The sequence below is a fragment of the Chlorogloeopsis sp. ULAP01 genome (genome assembly GCF_030381805.1).
Classification (GTDB): Bacteria; Cyanobacteriota; Cyanobacteriia; order Cyanobacteriales; family Nostocaceae; genus Chlorogloeopsis.
Window position 1 is genome coordinate 23,255 of record NZ_JAUDRH010000025.1, and the last position, 23,186, is coordinate 46,440.

Sequence of the window (23,186 nt, forward strand, 5' to 3'; positions counted from 1 at the left end):
ATTACTGAAAAGCATTTTCTTTATGTTTACAAAATACCGTTGCTATTCTTGCCCCTCTTAAGAGAGAAGGTTTGGATGACTACTTGTGGTTATTATGTGCTGAAACCATATAAGCACATCGGACAAAATTTTTTGCTCAAAAAATTTTAAACAACACTAAGCAAGTCTGATGATTACAATAACTGAGGGAAATAAGCAGCATAGACTATGCAACATCCATTATTAAAAGACGATCCACTTTGGTTTAAAGATGCGGTCATTTACGAAGTGCCTGTACGTGCTTTTGCTGATAGTGATGGTGATGGCATAGGCGACTTTCGTGGTTTAACAGAAAAATTAGATTATCTACAAGATTTGGGAGTAACGGCAATTTGGGTGTTGCCTTTTTTCCCTTCGCCACTGCGCGATGATGGCTATGACATTGCTGACTATACTAGTGTCAACCCCATCTATGGTAATCTGGAAGACTTTGAAGCTTTTTTAAGTGCAGCCCATGAGCGGGGCATTCGTGTCATTATTGAGTTGATCATCAACCATACCTCCGACCAGCACCCTTGGTTTCAACGCGCTCGCCGCGCACCTGCGGGGAGTAAGGAAAGAGATTTTTACGTTTGGAGCGATACACCTGAGAAATACCAGGAAGCACGAATTATCTTCAAAGACTTTGAAACCTCAAATTGGTCGTGGGATCCTATTGCTAAAGCATATTACTGGCATCGCTTCTATTCTCACCAGCCAGATTTGAACTTTGAGAATCCAGAACTACAGCAAGCGTTATTTGATGTGGTGGATTTCTGGTTGGAGATGGGCGTTGATGGGCTGCGCTTAGATGCAGTGCCATATCTTTACGAACGTGAGGGAACTAACTGTGAAAATTTACCAGAAACCCACGCATTTTTAAAGAGACTGCGGCAGCACGCAGATGAAAAGTTTCCTAACCGGATGTTGTTGGCGGAAGCCAACCAATGGCCTGAAGATGCTGTGGAATATTACGGGGAAGGGGACGAATGTCACATGGATTTTCATTTCCCCTTGATGCCACGTTTGTATATGGCAGTACACATGGAGGACAGTTTCCCCATCATTGATATTTTACAGCAGACGCCGCGTATTCCTGATAATTGTCAGTGGGCATTATTTTTACGCAACCACGATGAACTGACTCTAGAAATGGTCAGCGATGAAGACCGGGACTATATGTATAAAGTCTACGCCCAAGACCCCCAAGCCCGGATCAATTTGGGTATCCGTCGCCGTCTTGCGCCTTTGATGGGTAATAGCCGTCGCCGAATCGAGTTGATGAATGCTTTATTAATGTCCTTGCCAGGAACTCCTGTACTCTACTACGGCGATGAAATTGGTATGGGGGACAATATTTATTTGGGCGATCGCAACGGTGTGCGTACTCCTATGCAGTGGAGTCCTGACAGAAATGGAGGTTTTAGTAGTGCAAATCCCCAAAAGCTGTTTTTACCAATTATTCTAGACCCGGAATACCACTTCGAGGCGATTAATGTGGAAGCACAAAGAGAAAACCCGAATTCTCTTTGGTGGTGGATGAAACGGTTGATTGCGATTAGGGGACGTTATCAAGCCTTTGGACGTGGTACTTTTGAGTTCTTGTATCCAGAAAACCGCAAAGTACTTGCTTTTACCCGCACCTATGACGGCGAACACATTTTAGTAATAGCAAACCTGTCACGCTTTGTCCAAACTGTGGAACTGGATCTATCTGCTTTTAATGGTTTGGTTCCTGTAGAAATTTTTGGTAGAACAGCTTTCCCTGCTATTGGCGAGTCTCCTTACTTCCTTTGTTTGGGGCCACACTCATTCTACTGGTTTACCCTGCAATTACAGCCGAGTAGCGTTGCCTGCACAATTAGAAATCCCAACCAGATACCAAAACTAGTAGTGAGTGGCAGGTGGCAAAATGTTTTTGTCAAAGGTGAAGCCAGAACAGCACTAGAAGCAACACTGCCAGATTTTTTGTGTAGTTGTGCTTGGTTTGATAGTAAAACACGAGTAATTCAATCTGCCCATATTACAGAAGCGATTCCCATCTCCTCTCAAGGCACTGAAGCTTATATTGTCTTGGTGCAATTGGACTTTACAGAAGGCGATCCCCAAACTTATGTCCTGACTTTGGCTTATGAAGCAGATGGTATGGGTGGTGATCGCTTCCGCACTAACACCGAACAGATAGTAGCCCAGATTTATATTCAGGGAAAAAATGAAGCAGGAGTGCTATTTGCTGCTCTAGCAGACAAAGATTTTCTGAATATTCCCTTAGATGCGATCACCCATAACCGCATTTACAAAGGAATGATGGGCGAATTGGTAGCAACCAAAACAAAGGATTTTCCAGAAATTTTGAGTAACGTTACCGACAATGAAAGCGAAGTTAACCTAGAACCACATTTATTGAAAGGAGAGCATACCAACACAGGCATTATTTATGGCGATCGCCTCTTCTGCAAACTTTTCCGAAAAGTTGAGACGGGCATCAACCCTGATTTAGAACTTGGGCGTTTTCTTACCAAGACTTCAGCCAAAAAAGGCATACCCCAACTAGAAAATCTTGCTCCCGTGGTTGGAGCCTTAGAGTATCGTAGTAAAGGGGTTGAACCTATAACATTGGCTATATTACGAACATACATCCCCGAAAGTAGCGATGCTTGGTCGTACACTTTAGACAACTTACGTGACTTTTTTGAGCAAGTACTGCCAAAACACGTAGATATCAATGATATTGAGCTTCCTCCTTCCTTGCTACAAGCAGCATTAGATGTTCCGATCCCGGAAATGGCGCAAGAATTCATGGGGAATTATCTGCGCAGTGCCGAATTATTAGGACAACGTACTGCCGAAATGCACATGGGCTTGGCATCCGATATGGATGATAACCAGTTTGCACCTGAGCCTTTTTCCTCTTTCTATCAGCGCTCAATCTATCAATATATGCGCAATCAGGCAGGGCAGACGTTGCTACGATTGAACAAACTTTTGGTGCAATTACCTGCTGATGTCCAACCTCTCGCAAAAATGGTACTAAACCAGCGAGAGTTATTGTTAGGGCGCTTTCAGCAGATTTTGAATCAAAAAATTACTGCCATGCGGATTCGCTGTCACGGCAATTATTCTCTAGAAGAAGTGCTGTTCACAGGCAAAGACTTTATCATCATTGACTTTGAAGGCGATCCAAAACGTCCCTTGAGTGAACGCCGCATCAAGCGATCGCCCTTGCGTGATGTTGCCTCGATGTTGGAATCTTTTTACTATGCCAGCCGCATTGCTCTGCGTAACGAAAAAGAAAGCGGTATACTTCGTCCTGATGATTTACCGACAATGGAGCATTGGGAGCAATTTTTCTTCTGTTGGTCTAGTGCAGCCTTTTTAAAGTCTTACCTTACAACTTCAGATCATGCTGCCTTTTTACCAAAGCATCCATCGGAGTTGCAAGTACTGTTAGATGCCTTCCTATTAGAAAAAGCGATTCTAGAGTTAGACTACGAACTCAAAAATCGTTTAACTTTGGTAGAAATTCCTCTCCAACGGATTTTAGAGCTACTACAACACACTAAGTAATGTAATAGTTTCTTGTCAATTCCTCCCGCTATAGCGCAATCTTAGCGGGAGTTTTTATTTGTCCTTAGTTGAGCTTGTAAGATTTTATATAGGCAAATATGCTGTAAGCGTTTCTACAGGGCAATTTCGCACCTCTACATCTAAATTGAAAATCTAATTTAGCAATGTCAAATCTTTTTTACTTCATATCAAACTAAAGTCAGTCTAAGAAATTCTCCTTGAAGCACCTAAAAAGCTAGAAATTAGCAATCTCAGGACAAGGTTTTTACCGCTAAATATAACAAAAAGCAATGTAAATTTTTATAGAATCGTTGTGTTTTTTTGTACCAGTATTTTGTGAGTGCTTTTTATTCAGTCTTTCCAGCAAATATATTTGAAAGTTCTAAAGTTTACCTTGATAAGAAAAGTTAATTGTCAAAAAATGTATTAGCCAAGTAAGCACATTTTTCAAGATATCATTACATGAGCTTTAAAATCATATTGTTTTGATGAAAATAATGTAAATTTTACTTATAAACAGTCTTTTAACACCGTCTTAGCTTGCTTTTAGTCGATGTTTTTACAAATAACATAATATCTTGTAATGTATTCTCAAAGACTAGTGGTGTAATAAGTAAAAAATACCATCAGTCTTTTTGCTTATCTGCAGAATGCAGAAAACTACAACACACGTACTAGCAAGATAAACATCAATGACAACTCTAGAAAAGCTCAAACGTATACCTTATAAAATTAAGAGAAACTTTTTACAATTACCTGTCCTAAAACTTGCATTTGAGTATGCTCACAAACAAGAAATTAAAAAATATGTTGATTATCTACCTAAAGTTTACCCAGAAGACGAAAATCTGATAGAATCTCTGCATCGTAAAGGAGTTTTTATTACTTCTTTACAAAACTTAGGAATAAGCTCTACATCTTCGCTAATTGTTAGTGCCAAAAAGCTCGTACCAGAATTTCAAGCATTTTCTACAAATAATCAATGTTCATTTACTCTGCCTGCATCTATATGTATGCAGTATCCAGAAATTTTTCTTTGGGGACTAGAAGAAAGATTAATTAATATTGTTGAAAACTACATTGGTCTGCCAGTGTTTTATCATGGAGTGGATTTTCGTAGAGAAATTGCCAATGGTAAACTCACAGATGTAAGGCAATGGCATCTAGATGTAGAAGACTATAAGATGATCAAAATCATAGTCTATCTGAATGATGTGAGTATAAATGGCGGGCCGTTTGAATATATCTGCAAATCATCAACTTCATTGTTACGTCAAAATATTAGATATAGTGGTGGTTTTATTCCAGATCAACTCATAGAACAATCTGTACCTATGTCAGATTGGAAACCATGTCTAGGAAGTTGTGGCACAGTTATTTTTAGTGATACCTGCAATGTTTTTCATCGTGCCAAGCCGCCTGTAGAAGCAGACCGATTTTCAATGACTTTTGCCTATACTTCTAGACAACCCATAACAAGATTTAGTAAATTTGCATTACCTAGAGATGAATTGCTGAGAATTTCGCATAGATTATCCAAACGTCAAAGAGAATACATTTTAGGATTCAGTGATTTGTAATAACTCGTAAAGATTGCCTATGAATACCTTATTTTGTATAAGCGATCGCTTAAATAATTTACATCAGACTCTTACTTGTAGAACAAGACAAGGAAAACCTAAAAGCAGTATTTTCTCAAATAGAACAACGTTAACATCTGAATAGAGTCTCTAGACTACAAATTGGCTAGAGACTTTTCTAAAGTAAGAGAAATTTGGCTGCTATGACACAAAAGCCAGTCAAAATCAAACAGAGTCGGGGAGTAGATCTGTAACAATAATTCTTCTTCGTGTTCCCTTATTTTTTTTCCCCGCGTCCCTGCATCTTTTGATCCTGTTTTTCTGCCTCTGGAAAAACTTCGGCAAAACATACCAGATGGTAGATGCAAATACAAAGTGAGTAATTAGAACTTCCACCCAGTGGGTGAGTTACAAAATCTTGCTATTGCAATAGTATTTAAAATACTGGCTTTAGCTACTGCGTATTGCGCTTTGCACATTTTTTCTCAAAATAGCGAATAGCTGAGGAGAAAACTTGCAAACTCAATTCGTTTTAGTAGAGTTCTGCTGCCTTAGAAGTCTGCAATAGGAGCCTAACTATATGTACCTCTCACTATGGCCTGGCAAGCCATATCCTTTAGGAGCAAACTGGGATGGCAAGGGTACAAACTTTGCTCTGTTCTCGGAAAACGCGACAGGAGTAGAGTTGTGTCTGTTCGACCAAAAAGGCCGAGAAACTCGATTGGAACTGAAAGAAAAAACCAACTTTACGTGGCATGGTTATGTTCCCGCGCTCGGCCCAGGGCAGCGCTACGGTTTTCGGGTACATGGCCCTTTTGCTCCAGAAGAAGGACATCGTTTTAACCCCCACAAACTGCTCATCGACCCATACGCCAAGGCGATTGACGGTGATGTTCGCTTTGGCGAAGAAATCTTCGGTTATCGCTGGAACGATCCGAATGAAGACTTAAGTTTTTCTGACCTCGATGACGCCCATTTAGTTCCCAAATCTGTTGTCGTAGATCAGTCCTTTGATTGGGAAGGAGATGATCTGTTACAAATTCCTTGGCATGAAACGGTAATCTACGAAACTCATGTCAAAGGGATTACCAGGCTTCACAACGAGATTCCTCCGAGACTACGGGGAACTTACGCTGGTTTAGCACATCCAGCAGCGATTTCTCACCTTCAGTCATTGGGTGTGACTGCGGTAGAATTGATGCCTATCCATCATTTTCTTGCATATCCCGGTCACTTAGCAGATAAGGGTTTGAAAAATTACTGGGGTTATGACTCTCTTTGTTATCTGGCTCCCTATTCTGGTTACAGTGCTAGTGGCTCTGTTGGGCAGCAGGTGAAAGAGTTTAAGCAAATGGTCAAAGCACTGCATAGAGCAGGCATTGAGGTGATCCTGGATGTGGTCTATAACCATACAGGTGAGGGCAACCATATGGGGCCAACCTTATCTCTACGTGGTATTGATAATGCTGCTTATTATCGGCTAGTAGACGGAAATTGCCGTTATTACATGGATTTTACAGGGTGTGGTAATTCTCTTAACGTCCGTCATCCCCAAGTGCTGAAATTAATTATGGATAGTCTGCGCTACTGGGTGTTAGAGTGCCATGTTGATGGTTTCCGTTTCGATTTAGCATCGGCATTAGCACGAGAACTTTACGCAGTTGATCGCCTTGCCGCTTTCTTTGATATTATTCACCAAGATCCGGTCTTAGCAGATGTAAAATTAATTGCCGAGCCTTGGGATGTGGGTGAAGGTGGCTATCAAGTAGGCGAATTTCCTTTGTTATGGTCAGAATGGAACGGTAAATATCGAGACACAGTACGGGACTTCTGGCGTGGAGAAGATAGCCGCATGGCAGAATTTGCCTATCGGTTTACAGGCAGTTCTGACTTATATCAATTTAATGGACGTAATCCCAGTGCCAGCGTCAACTTTATTACTGCCCACGATGGATTTACTCTCTATGATTTAGTTAGCTACAACGACAAGCACAACGAAGCCAACGGGGAAGATAACCGAGACGGAGAAAGCCACAACCGTTCTTGGAACTGTGGTGCAGAAGGTGAGACAGACGATCCCCAAGTACTGCGTTTGCGTAGAAAGCAACTGCGAAACTTTTTAGCGACGATGTTTCTTTCCCAAGGAGTACCCATGCTGGTAATGGGAGATGAAATGGGGCGATCGCAAGGCGGCAACAACAACCCCTACTGCCAAGATAATGAAATTTCCTGGTTAAATTGGGACTTGCAAGAAGAAAATGAAGCATTGTTAGATTTCACCCGTCAGTTAATTGACTTTCGGCGCAGACATCCAGTTTTCCGCAGGCGTAAATGGTTCCAAGGACGAGCTATTCACGGTTCCGGCGTCAATGACATAGCTTGGTTCAACCCCGATGGCGGCGAAATGACAGAAGAACAGTGGAATGTTGGCTATAGCAAAGCGATCTGCATTTTCCTTAACGGCGAGGAAATAGCCACACCAGGGCCGCGAGGTGAACGTATCATCGATGATAGTTTCCTGTTGTTCTTCAACGGCCATTACGAAATGCTGGAATTTCACATTCCCAAAGGACTACAAGACTGGGAGTGGCTCACCATTATCGACACCACTAAACCGCGCTTTGTCCAACGTGGCAAACGCTACATTGACGATAAACCCGTAGAAGTAGATGCGCGATCGCTCGTCGTGCTGCAAAAAATGGGAAGAATTTCCCGTCATGAAGAAGACTAACTAGGTACTGGGGATTAGGGACTAGGGACTAGGAATTTAAATATATTTTCTAGCCCCTAGCCCCTAGCCCCTAGCCCCTATTCCCTGTCCCCTATTCCCTGTCCCCTAATCATGCATATCGGTTCTCAATATTTAGGCGATCGCACTTGCAACTTTACTCTCTGGGCGCCTTTAGTAGGTGAAGTTGCAGTTCACCTAGTTGCTCCAGAGGAAAAATTTATTCCCCTAAAAAAGGACGAACGAGGCTACTGGCATGGTACAGTTAGCAATATCGATCCAAATACTCTTTACTTTTATCAACTTGAAGGTTTAACCGACCGAGCCGATCCCGCTTCCCATTCTCAACCCCAAGGAGTTCACGGCCCATCCCAAGTAATTGACCACAACGCTTTCAAATGGAATGATGACCAATGGCAGGGAATACCCCTAGAACAAATGGTCATCTACGAGTTACACGTTGGAACTTTTACTCAAGAAGGTTCCTTTGAGGCAGTAATTCCCCGGATATCTGAACTATTAGAGTTAGGCGTAAACGCAATTGAAATAATGCCTGTTGCCCAGTTTCCAGGAGAACGCAACTGGGGCTACGACGGCACTTTTCCTTATGCAGTGCAAGATTCCTACGGTGGCGTCAATGGTTTGAAGCAACTAGTGAATGTCTGCCATCAACAAGGCATGGCAGTGATTTTGGATGTAGTTTACAACCATCTTGGCCCGGAAGGCAATTATCTTTGGGGATTTGGTACTTACTTTACCGATCACTACAAAACACCTTGGGGTAGTGCGATTAATTTTGACACAGCTTACAGTGATGGTGTCAGATACTACTTTGTCCAGAATGTTCTCTACTGGCTAGAAAACTTTCATCTTGATGCTTTGCGTTTGGATGCCATCCACGCCATCTATGACTTTGGTGCTCAACATATTTTGGCAGAAATGGCTGACGCAGTCGCCCAACTTTCACAGCAGCAAGAACGCAAACGCTATCTAATTGCAGAAAGCGATCTCAACGATACCCGTATTATCCGTCCTCAAACAGTAGGTGGTTATGGGATAGATGCTCAGTGGAGCGATGATTTTCACCATGCTTTGCATACAGTCGTCACAGGAGAAAATATTGGATATTACCAAGACTTTGGCAGTTTAGAACAATTAGCAAAAGCTTATCGCCACGCCTTTGTTTATACTTGGGACTATTCCCCCCATCGCCGACGCTATCACGGTAACGATACGAGCGGTTGCCTTGCCAGTCAGTTTGTAGTTTGTTCGCAAAATCACGATCAAGTCGGAAATCGGATGCTAGGCGATCGCCTCTCCTCACTCATTTCCTTTGAAGCACTCAAATTAACAGCAGCAGCAGTTCTCCTTTCTCCTTACGTTCCCATGTTGTTTATGGGAGAAGAATACGGCGAGACAGCACCTTTCCTCTATTTTGTCAGCCACAGCGACCCTAACATCATTAAAGGAGTACGAGAAGGCAGAAAAGCGGAATTTTCTGCTTTTTTTGATGCTAGCGGACAAGAACCACCAGATCCGCAAGCCGTAGAGACATTAGAGCGATCGTGTCTCAATTGGCAGATGCGCCACGAAGGTAAAAATCGAGCGCTATGGTTGTTTTACCAAAAATTATTCCAACTAAGAAGAGAAATTCCCGCCTTGACTAACTTAGATCGCAACAACTTAGAAGCTTTGGTAATAGAACCAGAGAAAGTTTTATCTTTGCGGCGTTGGTGTGAGAATAGTCAAGTTATGTGTTGGTTTAACTTTAGTCAAGAAGTGGTAAAGATTACAGCAAATCTACCTTCCGGAATTTGGGAAAAAACACTCGACTCTGCTGAACCCACCTGGGGAGGCAGTGGTTCCCAGTTACCGGAGCAAATTTCTACTGAGGAACAACAAACACTAGTATTAAATCCTGAAAGCGTTATTGTTTACAGTAATTACTAGAAGGCAGAAGGCAGTCCCTATGAACTTCGTACACCACCAAGTATGAAAGAGGATTCTTTCCCCTACACCCTCTTTCAAGTCAGGAGGCAGAAGGAAGAGAAGATAAAAAATTTTAATGAAATTGGAAAATTTGAGTTTGGAGGGAGAAACTTCAAGTTCAAAACCAGAACTTTCTAGCTTGAAACCGATCCCCTGTCCCCTGTAACCTGTCCCCTATCCCCTATCCCCTATACCCATGATGCAGATACCCATTGCAACCTATCGAATCCAGTTCACTCCCGAATTTGGTTTTGCCAACGCTAAAGCGATCGCTTCCTTCCTGGCAGAGTTGGGAATTTCTCATATCTACGCATCTCCCATTCTTACAGCTAGAAAAGGCAGCACTCACGGCTACGATACCGTGAATTATAACGAAATTAGCCCCGAATTGGGTGGAAAAGAAAAATTTGAAGAACTGATTGAGGAACTCAACCAACTTAATATCGGATGGGTGCAAGATATTGTACCCAATCACATGGCGTTTGACAGTCAAAACCAAATGCTCGTAGATGTTCTAGAAAACGGTTCTGATTCACAGTATCGAGATTTCTTCGATATTACTTGGAACCATCACTACGAAGAAAATCGGGGCAAAGTACTAGCACCTTTTTTAGGTAAATTTTGTGGAGATTGTTTAGAAAGCGGGGAGTTACAACTACAATATGATCAAAATGGCATTACGATTAATTACTACTCGTTAAAATTTCCTATCAAAGTAGAATCTTATTACCAAGTTTTAACTTACGACCTTGGACGTTTGCGGGAAAAAATAGGTAGAGATCACCCATGTTTCATGAAACTTTTAAGTGTTCTCTATATGTTGAAATATACTCCATCTGGAGAGGAGGGTAGAGAGCGATACGACCAGATTTCTATCATTAAACGGATGTTATGGGAACTCTGGAATGATAGCTCAGAAGTGAAAGAATTTATTGAAGAAAATATCCGTGTTTTTAATGGAGAAGCAGGTAAAGCTGAAAGCTTCAATCTTCTAGAAAATTTACTGTCTGACCAATTTTATAGGCTTTCTTATTGGAAAGTGGGTAACGAAGAACTGAATTACAGACGCTTTTTTACAGTTAATGAACTAATTTGTCTTCGTATTGAAGAAGAACAAGTTTTCGACAATACCCATGCGTTAATTTTGGAATTAGTTAAAGAGGAAAAATTTAATGGATTAAGAATTGACCATATTGACGGACTGTATGACCCTGCAAAATACCTTAATCTACTTCGAGAACACGCTCCTGAAGTTTATTTAGTAGTAGAAAAAATTCTAGAACCTAAAGAAGAATTACCTATAACTTGGCCGATTCAGGGAACAACAGGATATGACTTTCTTAACCAAGTTAATGGAATTTTCTGTTTACAATCAGCCGAACAGGAATTTGATGATATTTATCATAGGTTTATTAGAAAACAAGTTTTCTGTGAAGATTTGATTGACCAGAAAAAGAGATTAATTATTAACAAAGATTTAGCAGGAGACATTGATAATTTAGCCCACCTACTCAAACAGATTTCCGGACGCTATCGCTATGCTAGTGACTTCACCATGTATGGCTTAAAAGCTGCTTTAGTGGAAATTTTGGCAGTTTTCCCAATATATCGTACCTATATCAGCAGTACTGGCGCTAGCAAAACTGATAAGGAATATATTCAGCAAGTTCTGGATCGTGCAAAACAAAATATCCCTAACTTTCTGAATGAGTTAAATTTTATCGAGAAGTTTCTGCATTTAGATTTTGATGAGTCTTTGAAAGAAGAAGACAAGCAGCAATGGTTGCGTTTTGTCATGCGGTTGCAGCAAATGACAGGGCCATTGATGGCAAAAGGTGTCGAAGATACTGTTATGTATGTGTATAACAGGCTGCTGTCATTGAATGAAGTAGGTTCCCATCCCGCTCATTTTGGCATTTCTTTAGAAGACTTTCATACTTTCAATCAAAACCGTTTCGCTGCTTGGCCTCATGCAATGAATACAACCTCCACCCATGATACCAAGCGGGGAGAAGATGTCAGAGCCAGGATTAATGTACTATCAGAAATTCCCCAGGAATGGGAGAGCAATTTGAAACAGTGGCGCGAAATTAATGCTCCACAGAAGATTTCTGTTGGCGGACGAGATGTACCAACACCCAATGATGAGTATTTATTCTACCAAAGCCTTATAGGTGCTTTTCCTTTCAAGGATGAAGAGTACCCCCAGTTTGTAGAGCGGATGCAACAGTACATTATTAAAGCCATTCGCGAAGCAAAAGTTCATACTGCCTGGCTCAAACCCGACACAGATTATGAAAATACCTTTACTCAGTTTGCAGAACAGGTATTAAAAGAACCTGAAAATAATCCCTTTTTGGAAGCCTTTCGTCCCTTTCAGCGCAAAATTCAATACTACGGTGTATTTAATTCCCTTTCTCAAACGTTACTGAGACTTACCAGCCCTGGAGTTCCAGACACTTATCAAGGAACAGAACTTTGGGATTTAAGCTTAGTAGATCCAGATAACCGCCGTCCGGTAGACTATCAAGCACGACAAGAATATCTTCAGGATATTAAAAGCAAAATTGAGACAGACTTGCCAGGTTTAATTACAGAACTGCTACAAAATCCAGAAGATGGACGAATTAAAATGTTCCTAACTTATCAAGTTTTACAAGCCCGTCGGCAACATTTAGAGGTGTTCCAGCGAGGAGCATACTCCAAATTAACTGTTGCTGGTAGCTTAAAAAGTCATGTTGTCGGATTTGCCAGGGAATTGGGAGATAAAAAAATCCTAGCGATCGCTCCCCGTTTCTTCACCTCTCTCGTCAAAGAAGGAGAATATCCTCTCGGCGAACAGATTTGGCAAGAAACCCGGATTGTTCCCCCTGCCGATTCTTCTCCTGTCTGGCAAGATGCGATTACAGGGCAACAAGTGCAAGGTGAAGATACTCTCTGGGTGCGGGAGATTTTACAAAAGTTTCCTGTGGCGTTGTTGGTAAATCAATCGGAGGAGTAAATGGTCTGTGTCATTAGTTCTGAGAAATTAACGTGAGTCAGATCCCCAACTTTTTGAAAAAGTCGGGGATCTCATAGTCATCAAAATTAATGACATGAACTCTAGTCTGCGTTCAAAACTTTGCGGAACACGACCTTATCATGGAGAGCGAAAAATTTCGGGGGAGATGAGGGACACGACGCGGTAAGATGACTCAATGATTGATCCGGCTGAAAGAGTCATATATCAGTTAAAGGTAGTGCTGTTGGGCATTAGCCCAATGATTTGGCGACGGGTAAAAGTTAGTAGCGACAGCACAATAGAAGATTTACATTACACGATCCAGCTAGCAATGGGGTGGGAAGATATTCACCAAAAGACGACGGGGAAGCCCGTTCCTTTAAGGGGCGCTCAGAATCGTCGTCCGTCGTCTTGGGGCAAGGGGCATTCATGCATTGGCCAATGCCCAATTCCCAATTCACTTCGGCCCGCTTTCATCCCCCAGACTTCAGTCGGGGGATGAGCTTAACTGCACCATTTCATCATCCACGGTAAGTATTATGGGATTACCCAACCAGGTGGAACCATTTTTAGCGATGCTGCAAAGCAGCCGCTACGCGAACGCGCCTGTGAAGTAAAACTCTCGTCCCTTGGTTTGAGAGAGAAAGAAAAGTTTTTATACGAATATGACTTCAGTATCTGCCCATTAGTGGGTGCATGGCGTTATTGGTGGCGGCATCAAATCAGAGTAGAAGCAATACTTACTCCAGATTCAAACCAAACTTACCCAATCTGCACTGACGGTAAAGGTGTTTGTCCCCCAGAGAACTATGGCGGCCCTTGGGGCTTCATGAAAGCAAGAGAAGAGTTTTTTATTTGGGATGTATTAGAGCGTTTTGCTTCAATGTTGGAGAACAAGAAGATTGACATGGACAGAGAAGAAGCCAGCAAACTACTAACTTGGCTATTGGTTTATCAAAACCGCTTCGACCGTCAGAAAGTCAACCAACATCTACTACAATACGCTACTGGAGTCAGGGAGTTGATGTAATTGTTCAAGGGGATAATGTGAAATTTAAAATCCAAGTAGTTGTTGAATCAGAATCAGGAGAAACCCAATTAATTCAAGAAATTTTACAAATTGAAAAGGGTAATCGTACAACCGGAAAACTTAGGACTTACCCTATCTCAAGGCAAAGAATTATTGCTTCAGACACAAAGCAGCATAGTTAATCAACAAATTACAGAATATCAAAAACAGCAGGAATTATGCTCACATTGTGGCAAGAAGTTATTGCATAAAGATAAACGAACAATCCACATAGAACACCTTTTGGTAAGTTAAAACTGCAAGTAGGGCGATTATTTAACTGTGCTTGTACTGAGCAAACAACTCGTAGTTTTAACCCAGTAGCAAACCTACTAAAAGAGCGTACATCACCCGAATTGCTCTACCTAGAATCAAAATTTGCATCCCTAATGTCCTATGGACTGTCTAGCAAATTATTACAAGAATTACTACCAATAGAAGGAGAAATAAACGCTACATCTATACGGAACAATCTACACTCACTTGGTCAGCGTTTGGAATCGGAATTACCGGAAGAAGCCGGAATATTATTTGAGGGTTGCCAGAGAGATTGGGATAGGCTTCCCAGACCTGATTTACCATTGGTAGTAGGTATGGATGGAGGATATGTTCGTTTCTATAACAGAAAAACTAAAACAGCAGGTCAGTTTCAGGTTATTGCAGGCAAGAGTATAAAAGCTGACGGTACATCCAAGCGTTTTGGCATGGTTTATTGTTACGATACCAAACCGCAACGCCGTATATTTGAGGTGCTAAAATCTCAAGGGATGCAAATGAACCAACAGGTCACATTTTTATCAGATGGTGAAGAAAGTATTCGTGACCTACAGTATTATCTTAACCCTAATGCAGAACATATACTCAATTGGTTTCACATCACAATGCGGATAACTGTGATGAAACAAATTGCCAAAGGTATCACTAAAGAAGATGTAGAAATAGGTATTTCGAGCGAATCCATCCAAAAAGATTTGACCTCTTTAAAGTGGTATTTGTGGCATGGGAATGTATTTAAAGCATTATCAAAAATTGAAGATTTAATTGATAGTGCCTGTGCATTAGCTTCAGATGATTATGATACTGAACCAAGCTTAGAGGCAGAAAAACTCTCTGACTATTTAGAGGAATTTGAAACCTACGTCTCAAATAATGGTCAGTATATTCCAAATTATGGCGAACGCTACCGGAACTCTGAACGTATTTCTAGCTCGTTTGTAGAATCTACCGTCAATCAAGTGATTAGCAAACGATTCGTTAAAAAACAACAAATGCGGTGGACTCCTGGATGTTGTCATCTCCTAATCCAAGTCCGAACTAAAGTTTTAAATGATGAGTGGGTTAGCAAATTCCAGCAATGGTATCCCGGATTTAGAGTTGATAGCGAACTGGCAATACGCTAAAGCATTATGCTTTAAAATACACAATATAAAGGTAATTAAAATTACTTCATTAGCACAGATTTCTGTAGAATACTGGCTTGGTTTTTATGTCTTTTTGCTTACCAACTTTCGTGTTTAAGTTGGTAAAATCAGCTTGTATACCCCAAGCTTTTTAGGAGTTTGGGTCATGGTCAAGCAGCCCGTCCAACTACCAAAAGTTGGTAAAACAGAAAAACAAGAGCGTCAATCGCCTAACTCTCGCAAATACTCCTCAGTCAGGACTAGGGAGTATTTGTTACCAGAAGAAGTTGAGTTGATGCGGTCAGCAATCAGAAAATCAAAGGGTCGCCACGCTCATCGAGACTCAACCTTAATTTTGTTGATCTACCGCCACGGATTGCGAGTGGCAGAGGTGGCATCTCTGCGCTGGGAGCAAATAGATTGGAACGGTGGTACAATTTACGTGAGGCGAGTCAAAAAAGGTACGCCCTCGGTTCAACCACTTTCCGGGCTGGAGATTCGTTCTCTCCGTCAGCTGCAACGAGATTATCCTGTTAGTCCCTACATTTTCCAGTCTTCTCGACGTAGCCCGTTGGCACATGATACGATCGCCGGCATTGTTGAGCGGGCTGGTGAATTAGCTGGTTTACCTTTAAGAGTTCATGCTCATATGCTGCGGCATGGAACTGGTTATTATTTGGCGAATCGAGGCATTGATACCCGAACAATTCAGAGTTACTTGGGGCATAAAAATATTCAGCATAGCGTTCGTTACACCGAACTTGCATCTACCAAATTTCAAGGACTTTGGGATGATTAATATTTCAACTCCTTGGTTAATTCTTGCCCATCTCCCCCGAAATTTTTCGCTCTCCCAAATAGAAACTCGCGTGACAGTTGAACAACTGGAGTTGTCTACTTGGCGGCAAGTTTCGGCTGATGCGTTTATTGCGGCGTGGTCTACTGAAGTAGACGGCTTACCCAAGTTTACTACCGATTACCTTCATTTAGTCACTGGTATTTTATTGCCCATTTGGAAAATCTTGCCACAGCACAGCAGTCGAGTCTTTCGGCTACAAACTTCGGATGGTCAAAAGATACTCGGTCGAGTGGTGAATGCAGTAGATATTCAATCTGTGGCTGAACAACTCGGACTCAAGAATAAGTTATTGAGTCCAGCAGAACTAGTAACTTTAGTACTGAACGAAGGGTACTCCCAACAACTACCAGGGGGTGTAACCTTGCGACGTTCTTACATTGCTGGCGAACCTCGAATAGAGTTGGTTGATGCTTTGCCGTTAGCCGCTCGACTTGTGGCGAAGGGATGTTTCACTGAAATTATTCAATGGCGCAAGCGGGTATTCATTCCAGCTACCGAGAAAGCTGCATCAATTCTGGCTGCTGCGATCAAAATTCTCGGTTGAAAATTTGAGCCACTCTACCTACAAGAGTGGCTTATTTTTTCGGCTAGGTAAATGCACCTTCATCTTCAGCCATAAGGTGTAGGACACTTCTTCAGTACAATCATTAGAGTTGCCAGGGATGAAGACAGAAAGTCAAGGAAAGGGTATGATTGACCATGACCGCCTCTTCAAAGAATTGCTATCTACGTTTTTTATTGAGTTTCTTGATTTATTCTTGCCTCAAGTAGTCAGCCAAATCGACCGTGATTCCATTCAATTTTTACCCCAAGAAGTCTTCACTGATGTCACCTCTGGAGAGAAGAAGGAAATTGATTTACTGGTGCAGGTACGTTATCAGCAGCAGGAAACTTATTTTTTAATTCACGTTGAAAATCAGTCGTACACTAAAACAGCATTTGCGAGGCGGATGTTTAAGTATTTTGCTCGCTTACATGAAAAATATGATTTACCGATTTACCCAGTTGTGATTTTCTCGTTTGATGAACCAAAGCGCCTTGAACCTCAAAATTATCGCGTTACGTTTCCCGATTTAAACGTACTGGAATTTCAATTTGCTGCCATTCAATTGAACCGTTTAAGTTGGCGAGATTTTCTCACGCAGCCAAATCCGGTGGCCGCAGCATTGATGGCAAAGATGAATATTCCCAAGGAGGAACGTCCCCAGGTAAAGGCGGAATGTTTGCGATTGCTGGCAACGTTAAAATTAGATCCAGCACGGATGCAACTAATTTCGGGGTTCGTTGATACGTATTTGCAGCTGGATGTGATCGAAGAGCAAGCTTTCCAAGCGACTATCGATACAATGGGGTTAACTGAGCGGGAGGAAATCATGGAAATTGTAACTAGTTGGGAACAAAAAGCTGCCCAAAAAACAAGAGAAGAAATTGCACTAAATTTACTGCGCGAGGGGATGGCAACTGAAGCAATTGTGCGAGTAACAGGGTTAACTGTAGAGCGAGTTATTCAGTTACAGGCACAGTTAACTCAAGAGAATTAATGTGCCTGCGGACAATACCCCTGGTGGGGTGAGCCGATTGTGCTTGCATATCAAATTTCCATCCCGTGTCCCTCTTGGTCTTGGCTAAAACTTTGTCGAGTTCGCTATTAGCTCGCTCAAAAGCTTGTATTAATTCAGGTGTGACTCGATTAGTTTGTACTTGACCTGATTGTACGTCCAAAACAACCTCTCCATTTTTATGAGCAATTATCAAATCTTTCTGCTGGGTGTTAAAGGTTAGATCGTAAACTTTACCTTTAAGTTGGGTAAAACCATCCTGTTTAACTTCTCCCCAAACCATACCTACTCTTTGAGCAATTTGAGTTAGTCGGCTAATAGAGTTAAATTCTTCTGTGTCTTGATTCATTGCTGCCAATGCTTGATCTGGCAATTGCTCACCTAACTTAAACTGATGGGCTACTTCCACAATCCTTTGTTTGTAGTCCTCTGATTTACCTAATTTGTCGGCGGCACTATACCAGTCTCTCAAGTGGTCAATAGTTAGCGATTGAGTTTCAACACTATTAACGGACAAGGGCGGCGGATGCTGATTCTCCACATCTTCTGTAATGTAGGGATGAGAAGAGAGCGAAGTTGGTGGGATCAAATATTTAGATCTATCAGGCAGTGATTTGATTTTATCCTCATACTGAATTTGTGAGGAGATCGCATCCCCAAACTTAAGAGTCATGGCATTAGCCACCAATTCAGGAATGGAGGAATTTACCAAGTTAAAAACAGCTAGTCCCTTTTGAGTTTCTAATGGCACATCTTCTGCTGGCACAGATGCGATCGCTATATTTTGTTTGAGTAACCATTTGCTTACAGTCTCAACTTTGTGGTTATCCACTGCCATCTGCACGATCCCCAGCATTTTATCTTCTGGAGTAGCAAATAGAATTGTGGGTCGTTCTTTGATTTTTTGCAGGATTGGCGCTGTTTTTTCTATTGCCTCCTGCTGTTGGGAACTCACTAATTGTGTCCCAAAGGGTTGAGTTTCTTTCGTCCAAACTTCAGGGTATTGGATAGTGTCTGGGTCAATCTTCACCACCATTGTTGTGGAGAAATTGCTGGTAAGTGTTGCTTGTACTGGGGTCAGCTTGCCAAATTGTAGAACCCCAACTCTTTCAATGCTTGTTTGTCCTTCTTAAAATGCAGCACTCCTAGCGGCTTCCCGTTTAGAAATACCGCATCTGTTATTTTGGATGGTGGTACTTCTAGGCTAACTTTTCTATATTCTTGGTCGTTGAATATTTGACCTTGATAGTCATAATGATTAATTTTATTGATTTTAAGTAAATTGCCGTTGGGCAAAGATGCGATCGCAAATGCGTTTTCGTTACTGTCGGCGATAGTGGTTAGTTTGAGGTTGAGGGGATTGCCATCTTTAATATAGTTAAAGCAGTCAAGTTGCTTAACTGAATCAGCATCCAGTTCTCCGAGTGTTTTATCATCAAGTTTAATTTTGACAGCATGATTTGGGACGCTGACTGTACCAATCTCTAAAGTCACCGATTCGCCATTAAAAGTTTGTCCGGCACCTTGAAACTTCTTGATTTCTCGGATCGTAAACTCTACGGCTGATTTCCCTGTCATAGAGATAGTAGCCTTCGCGGTGTAGGTTTCCCCTGGTACGATATTGGTTTGGGCATTAGTGCCAATTGGTAATTGTCCTGTTCTTGGCTCTAGCATGGCGAATTCTTTGTACTCACCGTCGCGGCTTTCTTGCACAAATATTAACCGTGAACCATAACGTTCATGCCCTGGAGGGTGATGGGAAGCTTTTATCTCGATCGGGTATTTCTGTTGTGGATTCCAAACTTTATCCTTGAAATTGTTCGCTTCGCTGCCCAGTGTGCCTAATGTTAGTTGGGTAAATTGCAGCTGATTGAGCCTAGAGATGATTTCATCCCCAAACGCTGCAAATACAAAGTTTGGTATCTTTTTGGGGAATTGAGACTGAGATTGTTTACTCTCCAGTTCGTCTTGTCTAGCCGCACCGACATTCCACGCTGCTGCTGCTGATAATCTTTCTTGTTCTGGTATGCTGGCTCGAAATGCTTCTGCCATTTCATAAGCTTGTTGGAACATCAGCTTGGTTTGCCCTCGACTCAATTCTGGCTTGAGTTCAACAATTTTTGCGACAAGAGCAACCATTCCTGGCTTGAGGTTATAATCTTCCATGCTCAGGAGGCTTACTGTCCCCAATTTCCGATATAGGGGTTTGCCAGATTCGGTTTCACCATTGATTTGGGCGATCGCTAGTAATTTGTGAGGACGTTCTTTGGTTTGGTATTTCTCATCAATTGCTTCTAGCTTCAAATTAATTGTCTGTGCCTTCCAGATGCCCGGATGCCCGTAACGAGTTAGGTTGGTAATTTCAATTTGCACTCCTTGCTGTGTTTGAACAAGGGCGGAGGGGCCTTGTTCCGTTTCCCGCCGCCTCTCCATTACTACTGCTGCATTGAACTTTTGGTCAAACTCATGTTTGGCAACTATGGCAGCAAATCGTTGTTGGGGAGTAAATCCTACTGAGTTGAACAAATCCTGAAACTGAACAATTGGGCGTGATTCCAGTTGCGATTGTTGAAAATATTTATTAGTTTGGCTGATGATTAACTCGACTGGTGAAAATCCTGTAGGAGTAATGCCAGTATTGAGGTAAGCTGTTCTAGATTTTTTATCTTTAATATAATTAACATCCCGATACAAATAGCGGCTATTTTCCCGAATTAAATTCATATCGGGTTTTTTAGCACTTTTGAATAAATCTACCGCTATTTGATTTTGATAACACCCCTCTTCAATCATTACACGGTAAAGAAGGCGATTGACATCCATCGCTTGCTGGATGGTTTCGGGAGTTTGAGGCTCACTAGCTAGAGCTACAAATTCTTGCATATATGATTTGTACTCTGCCCTAATTGGTTTTAGCTTTTGATAATTTTCTTTTTCAACTCCCTTCGGGAGAGGGAACAGGGAACGGACGAACTGTTCCCCGTTGCCCGTTCCCTGTTCCCCGTTAAGTAAACTTTGATAGTGGCTTGATACTTTGTCTAAATATTCCGATTTTTGTTCAAGAGTACCGTAAGTTTTAAGGATTTCAATTTCCGATTCTAATGCTTCTAATGCTGTTACCTGATTATTAATCACCCCAACGCTGATACTATCGCTCATGTGAATGGCAATTTCTTCAAATGATGGCTGGGTTCCATCTTCCTTATAGAAAGACTGCTTTTTCAATTTAACTGTAGGAGCATAAGCATTTTCTCTTTGGTTTCTATACTCAGCTTCTGCTGTCAAGTTGGGGTACAAACTAGCTAATGCTACGCCGATACAGCCACCATCAAAATCTCGCCCCTGACGTTCTGATTCGGTTTCTAGTGGTGCTATTTCATTAGCCTCAAGTCTTGCCTTGAGGCGCTTGTGGTCTTCATCATTAACTACAATGATGCCCTTGAGATTTGTACCATCTGGTGCTAATCTGTCCTCAACAAGCTTATTGGTTGAAACACATAAACCATTAGAATTCAGGAAGGGAGAGCGAAAGTTAAGAATTTTTTCTCCATTATCTAACCAGGGAACACAAATTTCTCCGTTCTTCAGTTTCTTAGATGGAATAATCATTCCTCGGTCGAAAGTCAAAGTTCTCCCAAGTGCAATATCTCGCCACTCGTTTTGTACGAATCTACTCAGTTCTTGTTTAACTTTCTCAGTTTCTAAAAGTTGATTATGTCCACCCATTAAGTCAGCTTTAATGAGTTTGTACATTAATAAATCGTCTTTTTGAGATTGATCGGGTTCTTCATCAGCTTCATCCTGAGTCAATATCTCTAATTGTTTAGTCAGTGAGCCATTAGTAACTTGCTTTGTAATTTCTTGTTGAAGCGATGCTTTATGCTCCTGGGTAAAAGTCTTTCGTTTTTCATACTTGTGACAGTAAAGCTCTGCTAATTTTCTAGGATCGTTTTGAACTAGAGCTAATTTCTGAGCTTGTGCCTCTAGCTCTTCAGCAAAATCTTTGATGCCTTGGGGAAATGAGGCTAGCAGTTGAGATATAGCAGTACGACCTCGTTCTGAAGAGGACTTTTCGCCTAACCATATTTTTTGTTGGTATAAACCCGGCTTGATTTGAGGTTTGCTTGGGCCAGCAGGATTATCTTTGTCTGTGCCTTTGAAGCTCGATAGGGGAATTACTAGGTCGATTTTTGCCGTATTTTTAGAGTCTGTATATTTGATTATATCTAACTTATATGGTCTTAATGTTCCTTTCCCAAAGCGATATTTAGTATCTTCTCCATCAGTCTGTGTCCATCCAAATCGATACTGAATAACATGATAACTTTTATCTTTTTGTTCTTCTCTGTTAGTTAATCGATTATATAACTCAACTGAAATCTGTCCGTAGCAATCCCCTACTAATTTAAAAGCATCTTCTTTGTCAATTAATCCTCCATTCTCTCTATTAGAATCATCTATAACTAAAATATTTAATTCTTCATGAAGTGAATTCTTACAGCTACCCAAAAAATCGAACCGTAAGCACCTCGGTCTTTTCTATCGGGACATAAGGAATCAATTACTTCTAAACATTCTGGTTCCCCATAAAGCAATCGAGTTTTAGAGGATAATAAGAGAGTATGTCCATGCGGATGATTTTTTAAATCTGATAGTGTACTATATTCATCTATATGACCAAAGGAAAATTTCTGATTTGGAAAGAAAAACTCTAGGAGAGTGTTATCTAACTTTTCAGTTAAAATTGATTGAGGATTCTTGTTATCACCATCAGTATGAATCCATTGATTTAGTCGAGTATCAAAGTGCTTAAATTCAAGAGACATAGTTTGATTTAAGTATTGAAAATTTTTCAGGAGTTAAATATGTCAAGAATTAAACGTTGGATAAATATGCACGGTAAGGAATTTAATCCAGATGGAAGTTTAAAATACCAAGCCAGAGAACAAATGCTGTCCAGAGGAATGAGTAATGCAGCAATCGATGACTATGCTCGTAGGCTAAAAATCAAATATGACAAGTGGAAACATCTAGATGAAACCGATCCCAAACCTTGGCCTGTCTACACTGCATATGATTTCTTCACAGCAGAAGAAAAACAACAGTTTAACCCAGATGGATCTGTGCGAAGAGAATATGTAGAATCTGCACTTCGCAGTGGTATCAGCCAGGGATGGTTAGAAGAAATGGAACGACGTAAGAAACTTGAGGTCGATAATTATAATGCAGTGTCTGCCCGATATGCAGAGCAAGGCATCAACTTTGGCTCTGAACAAATGCAACTCATACTTGCTGCCAGCACAACATACGTGCAACGCCGCAAGGAAATGGAAGTAGATATGCGTAACTGTGAACCTGCCGACAGCTTACCTTTCGACAAAGACACGCCATACTAGGCAAGCTCTACAAATCACCA

The 23,186-nt window shown here is 41.4% G+C and carries 14 protein-coding genes and 1 pseudogene; 12 read left to right on the top strand and 3 right to left on the bottom strand.

Annotated features, from left to right (window positions below):
• The first annotated feature begins 207 nt into the window (after nt 1–207).
• From treS to QUB80_RS34015, 11 genes and pseudogenes are all read left to right on the top strand, one after another.
• Entirely contained in the window at nt 208–3,585 is a 3,378-nt protein-coding gene (gene treS, locus QUB80_RS33965) for a maltose alpha-D-glucosyltransferase (RefSeq protein WP_289793872.1), read from the top strand.
• Nucleotides 3,586–4,277: 692 nt separating this feature from the next.
• A complete protein-coding gene (locus QUB80_RS33970) occupies nt 4,278–5,165 on the top strand; it encodes a hypothetical protein (RefSeq protein WP_289793873.1) in 888 nt (295 codons plus the stop codon).
• Between the two features lie 580 nt (nt 5,166–5,745).
• Nucleotides 5,746–7,896 carry a glycogen debranching protein GlgX gene (gene glgX / locus QUB80_RS33975; protein WP_289793874.1) on the top strand — a complete coding sequence of 717 codons (2,151 nt, stop codon included), beginning with the start codon at nt 5,746–5,748 and terminating at the stop codon, nt 7,894–7,896.
• A gap of 111 nt (nt 7,897–8,007) precedes the next feature.
• The gene (gene treZ, locus QUB80_RS33980; RefSeq protein WP_289793875.1) at nt 8,008–9,843 is read left to right on the top strand and encodes a malto-oligosyltrehalose trehalohydrolase; all 1,836 of its coding nucleotides are present in this window, start codon (nt 8,008–8,010) and stop codon (nt 9,841–9,843) included.
• A 238-nt stretch (nt 9,844–10,081) separates the two neighbouring features.
• Entirely contained in the window at nt 10,082–12,883 is a 2,802-nt protein-coding gene (treY, locus tag QUB80_RS33985) for a malto-oligosyltrehalose synthase (protein WP_289793886.1), read from the top strand.
• A 196-nt stretch (nt 12,884–13,079) separates the two neighbouring features.
• The gene (locus QUB80_RS33990) at nt 13,080–13,385 is read left to right on the top strand and encodes an IS1096 element passenger TnpR family protein (protein ID WP_289792933.1); all 306 of its coding nucleotides are present in this window, start codon (nt 13,080–13,082) and stop codon (nt 13,383–13,385) included.
• 18 nt (nt 13,386–13,403) lie between these two features.
• Entirely contained in the window at nt 13,404–13,913 is a 510-nt protein-coding gene (locus tag QUB80_RS33995; protein ID WP_289793887.1) for a plasmid pRiA4b ORF-3 family protein, read from the top strand.
• A gap of 17 nt (nt 13,914–13,930) precedes the next feature.
• Nucleotides 13,931–15,352 (top strand): annotated as a pseudogene (locus QUB80_RS34000) (ISKra4 family transposase).
• A gap of 166 nt (nt 15,353–15,518) precedes the next feature.
• Nucleotides 15,519–16,151, top strand: coding sequence for a tyrosine-type recombinase/integrase (locus QUB80_RS34005; RefSeq protein ID WP_289793876.1), 633 nt, complete (start codon nt 15,519–15,521; stop codon nt 16,149–16,151).
• Nucleotides 16,144–16,755 carry a hypothetical protein gene (locus tag QUB80_RS34010; RefSeq protein ID WP_289793877.1) on the top strand — a complete coding sequence of 204 codons (612 nt, stop codon included), beginning with the start codon at nt 16,144–16,146 and terminating at the stop codon, nt 16,753–16,755. The genes QUB80_RS34005 and QUB80_RS34010 overlap by 8 nt, the downstream gene beginning before the upstream one ends.
• Before the next feature lie 145 nt (nt 16,756–16,900).
• Complete coding sequence (locus tag QUB80_RS34015; protein WP_289793888.1) at nt 16,901–17,752, top strand: Rpn family recombination-promoting nuclease/putative transposase; 852 nt, start codon at nt 16,901–16,903, stop codon at nt 17,750–17,752.
• On the opposite strand, the gene QUB80_RS35000 is transcribed toward QUB80_RS34015, so the two are convergent.
• The 3 genes from QUB80_RS35000 to QUB80_RS35005 are packed head-to-tail and all read right to left on the bottom strand — an operon-like array spanning nt 17,715 to nt 22,596.
• Entirely contained in the window at nt 17,715–18,806 is a 1,092-nt protein-coding gene (locus QUB80_RS35000; protein ID WP_336622371.1) for a hypothetical protein, read from the bottom strand. The two genes, QUB80_RS34015 and QUB80_RS35000, sit on opposite strands and share 38 nt — an antisense overlap.
• 41 nt (nt 18,807–18,847) lie before the next feature.
• Nucleotides 18,848–22,279: a hypothetical protein gene (locus QUB80_RS34020; protein WP_336622372.1), complete on the bottom strand. Its 3,432-nt coding sequence runs from the start codon at nt 22,277–22,279 to the stop codon at nt 18,848–18,850.
• On the bottom strand, nt 22,243–22,596 hold the full coding sequence (locus QUB80_RS35005) for a hypothetical protein (RefSeq protein WP_336622373.1): 354 nt from the start codon (nt 22,594–22,596) through the stop codon (nt 22,243–22,245). The genes QUB80_RS34020 and QUB80_RS35005 overlap by 37 nt, the downstream gene beginning before the upstream one ends.
• A gap of 39 nt (nt 22,597–22,635) precedes the next feature.
• Between QUB80_RS35005 and QUB80_RS34025 the strand changes: the two genes are divergently transcribed.
• Nucleotides 22,636–23,166 carry a hypothetical protein gene (locus tag QUB80_RS34025; protein ID WP_289793878.1) on the top strand — a complete coding sequence of 177 codons (531 nt, stop codon included), beginning with the start codon at nt 22,636–22,638 and terminating at the stop codon, nt 23,164–23,166.
• Nucleotides 23,167–23,186 lie beyond the last annotated feature (20 nt).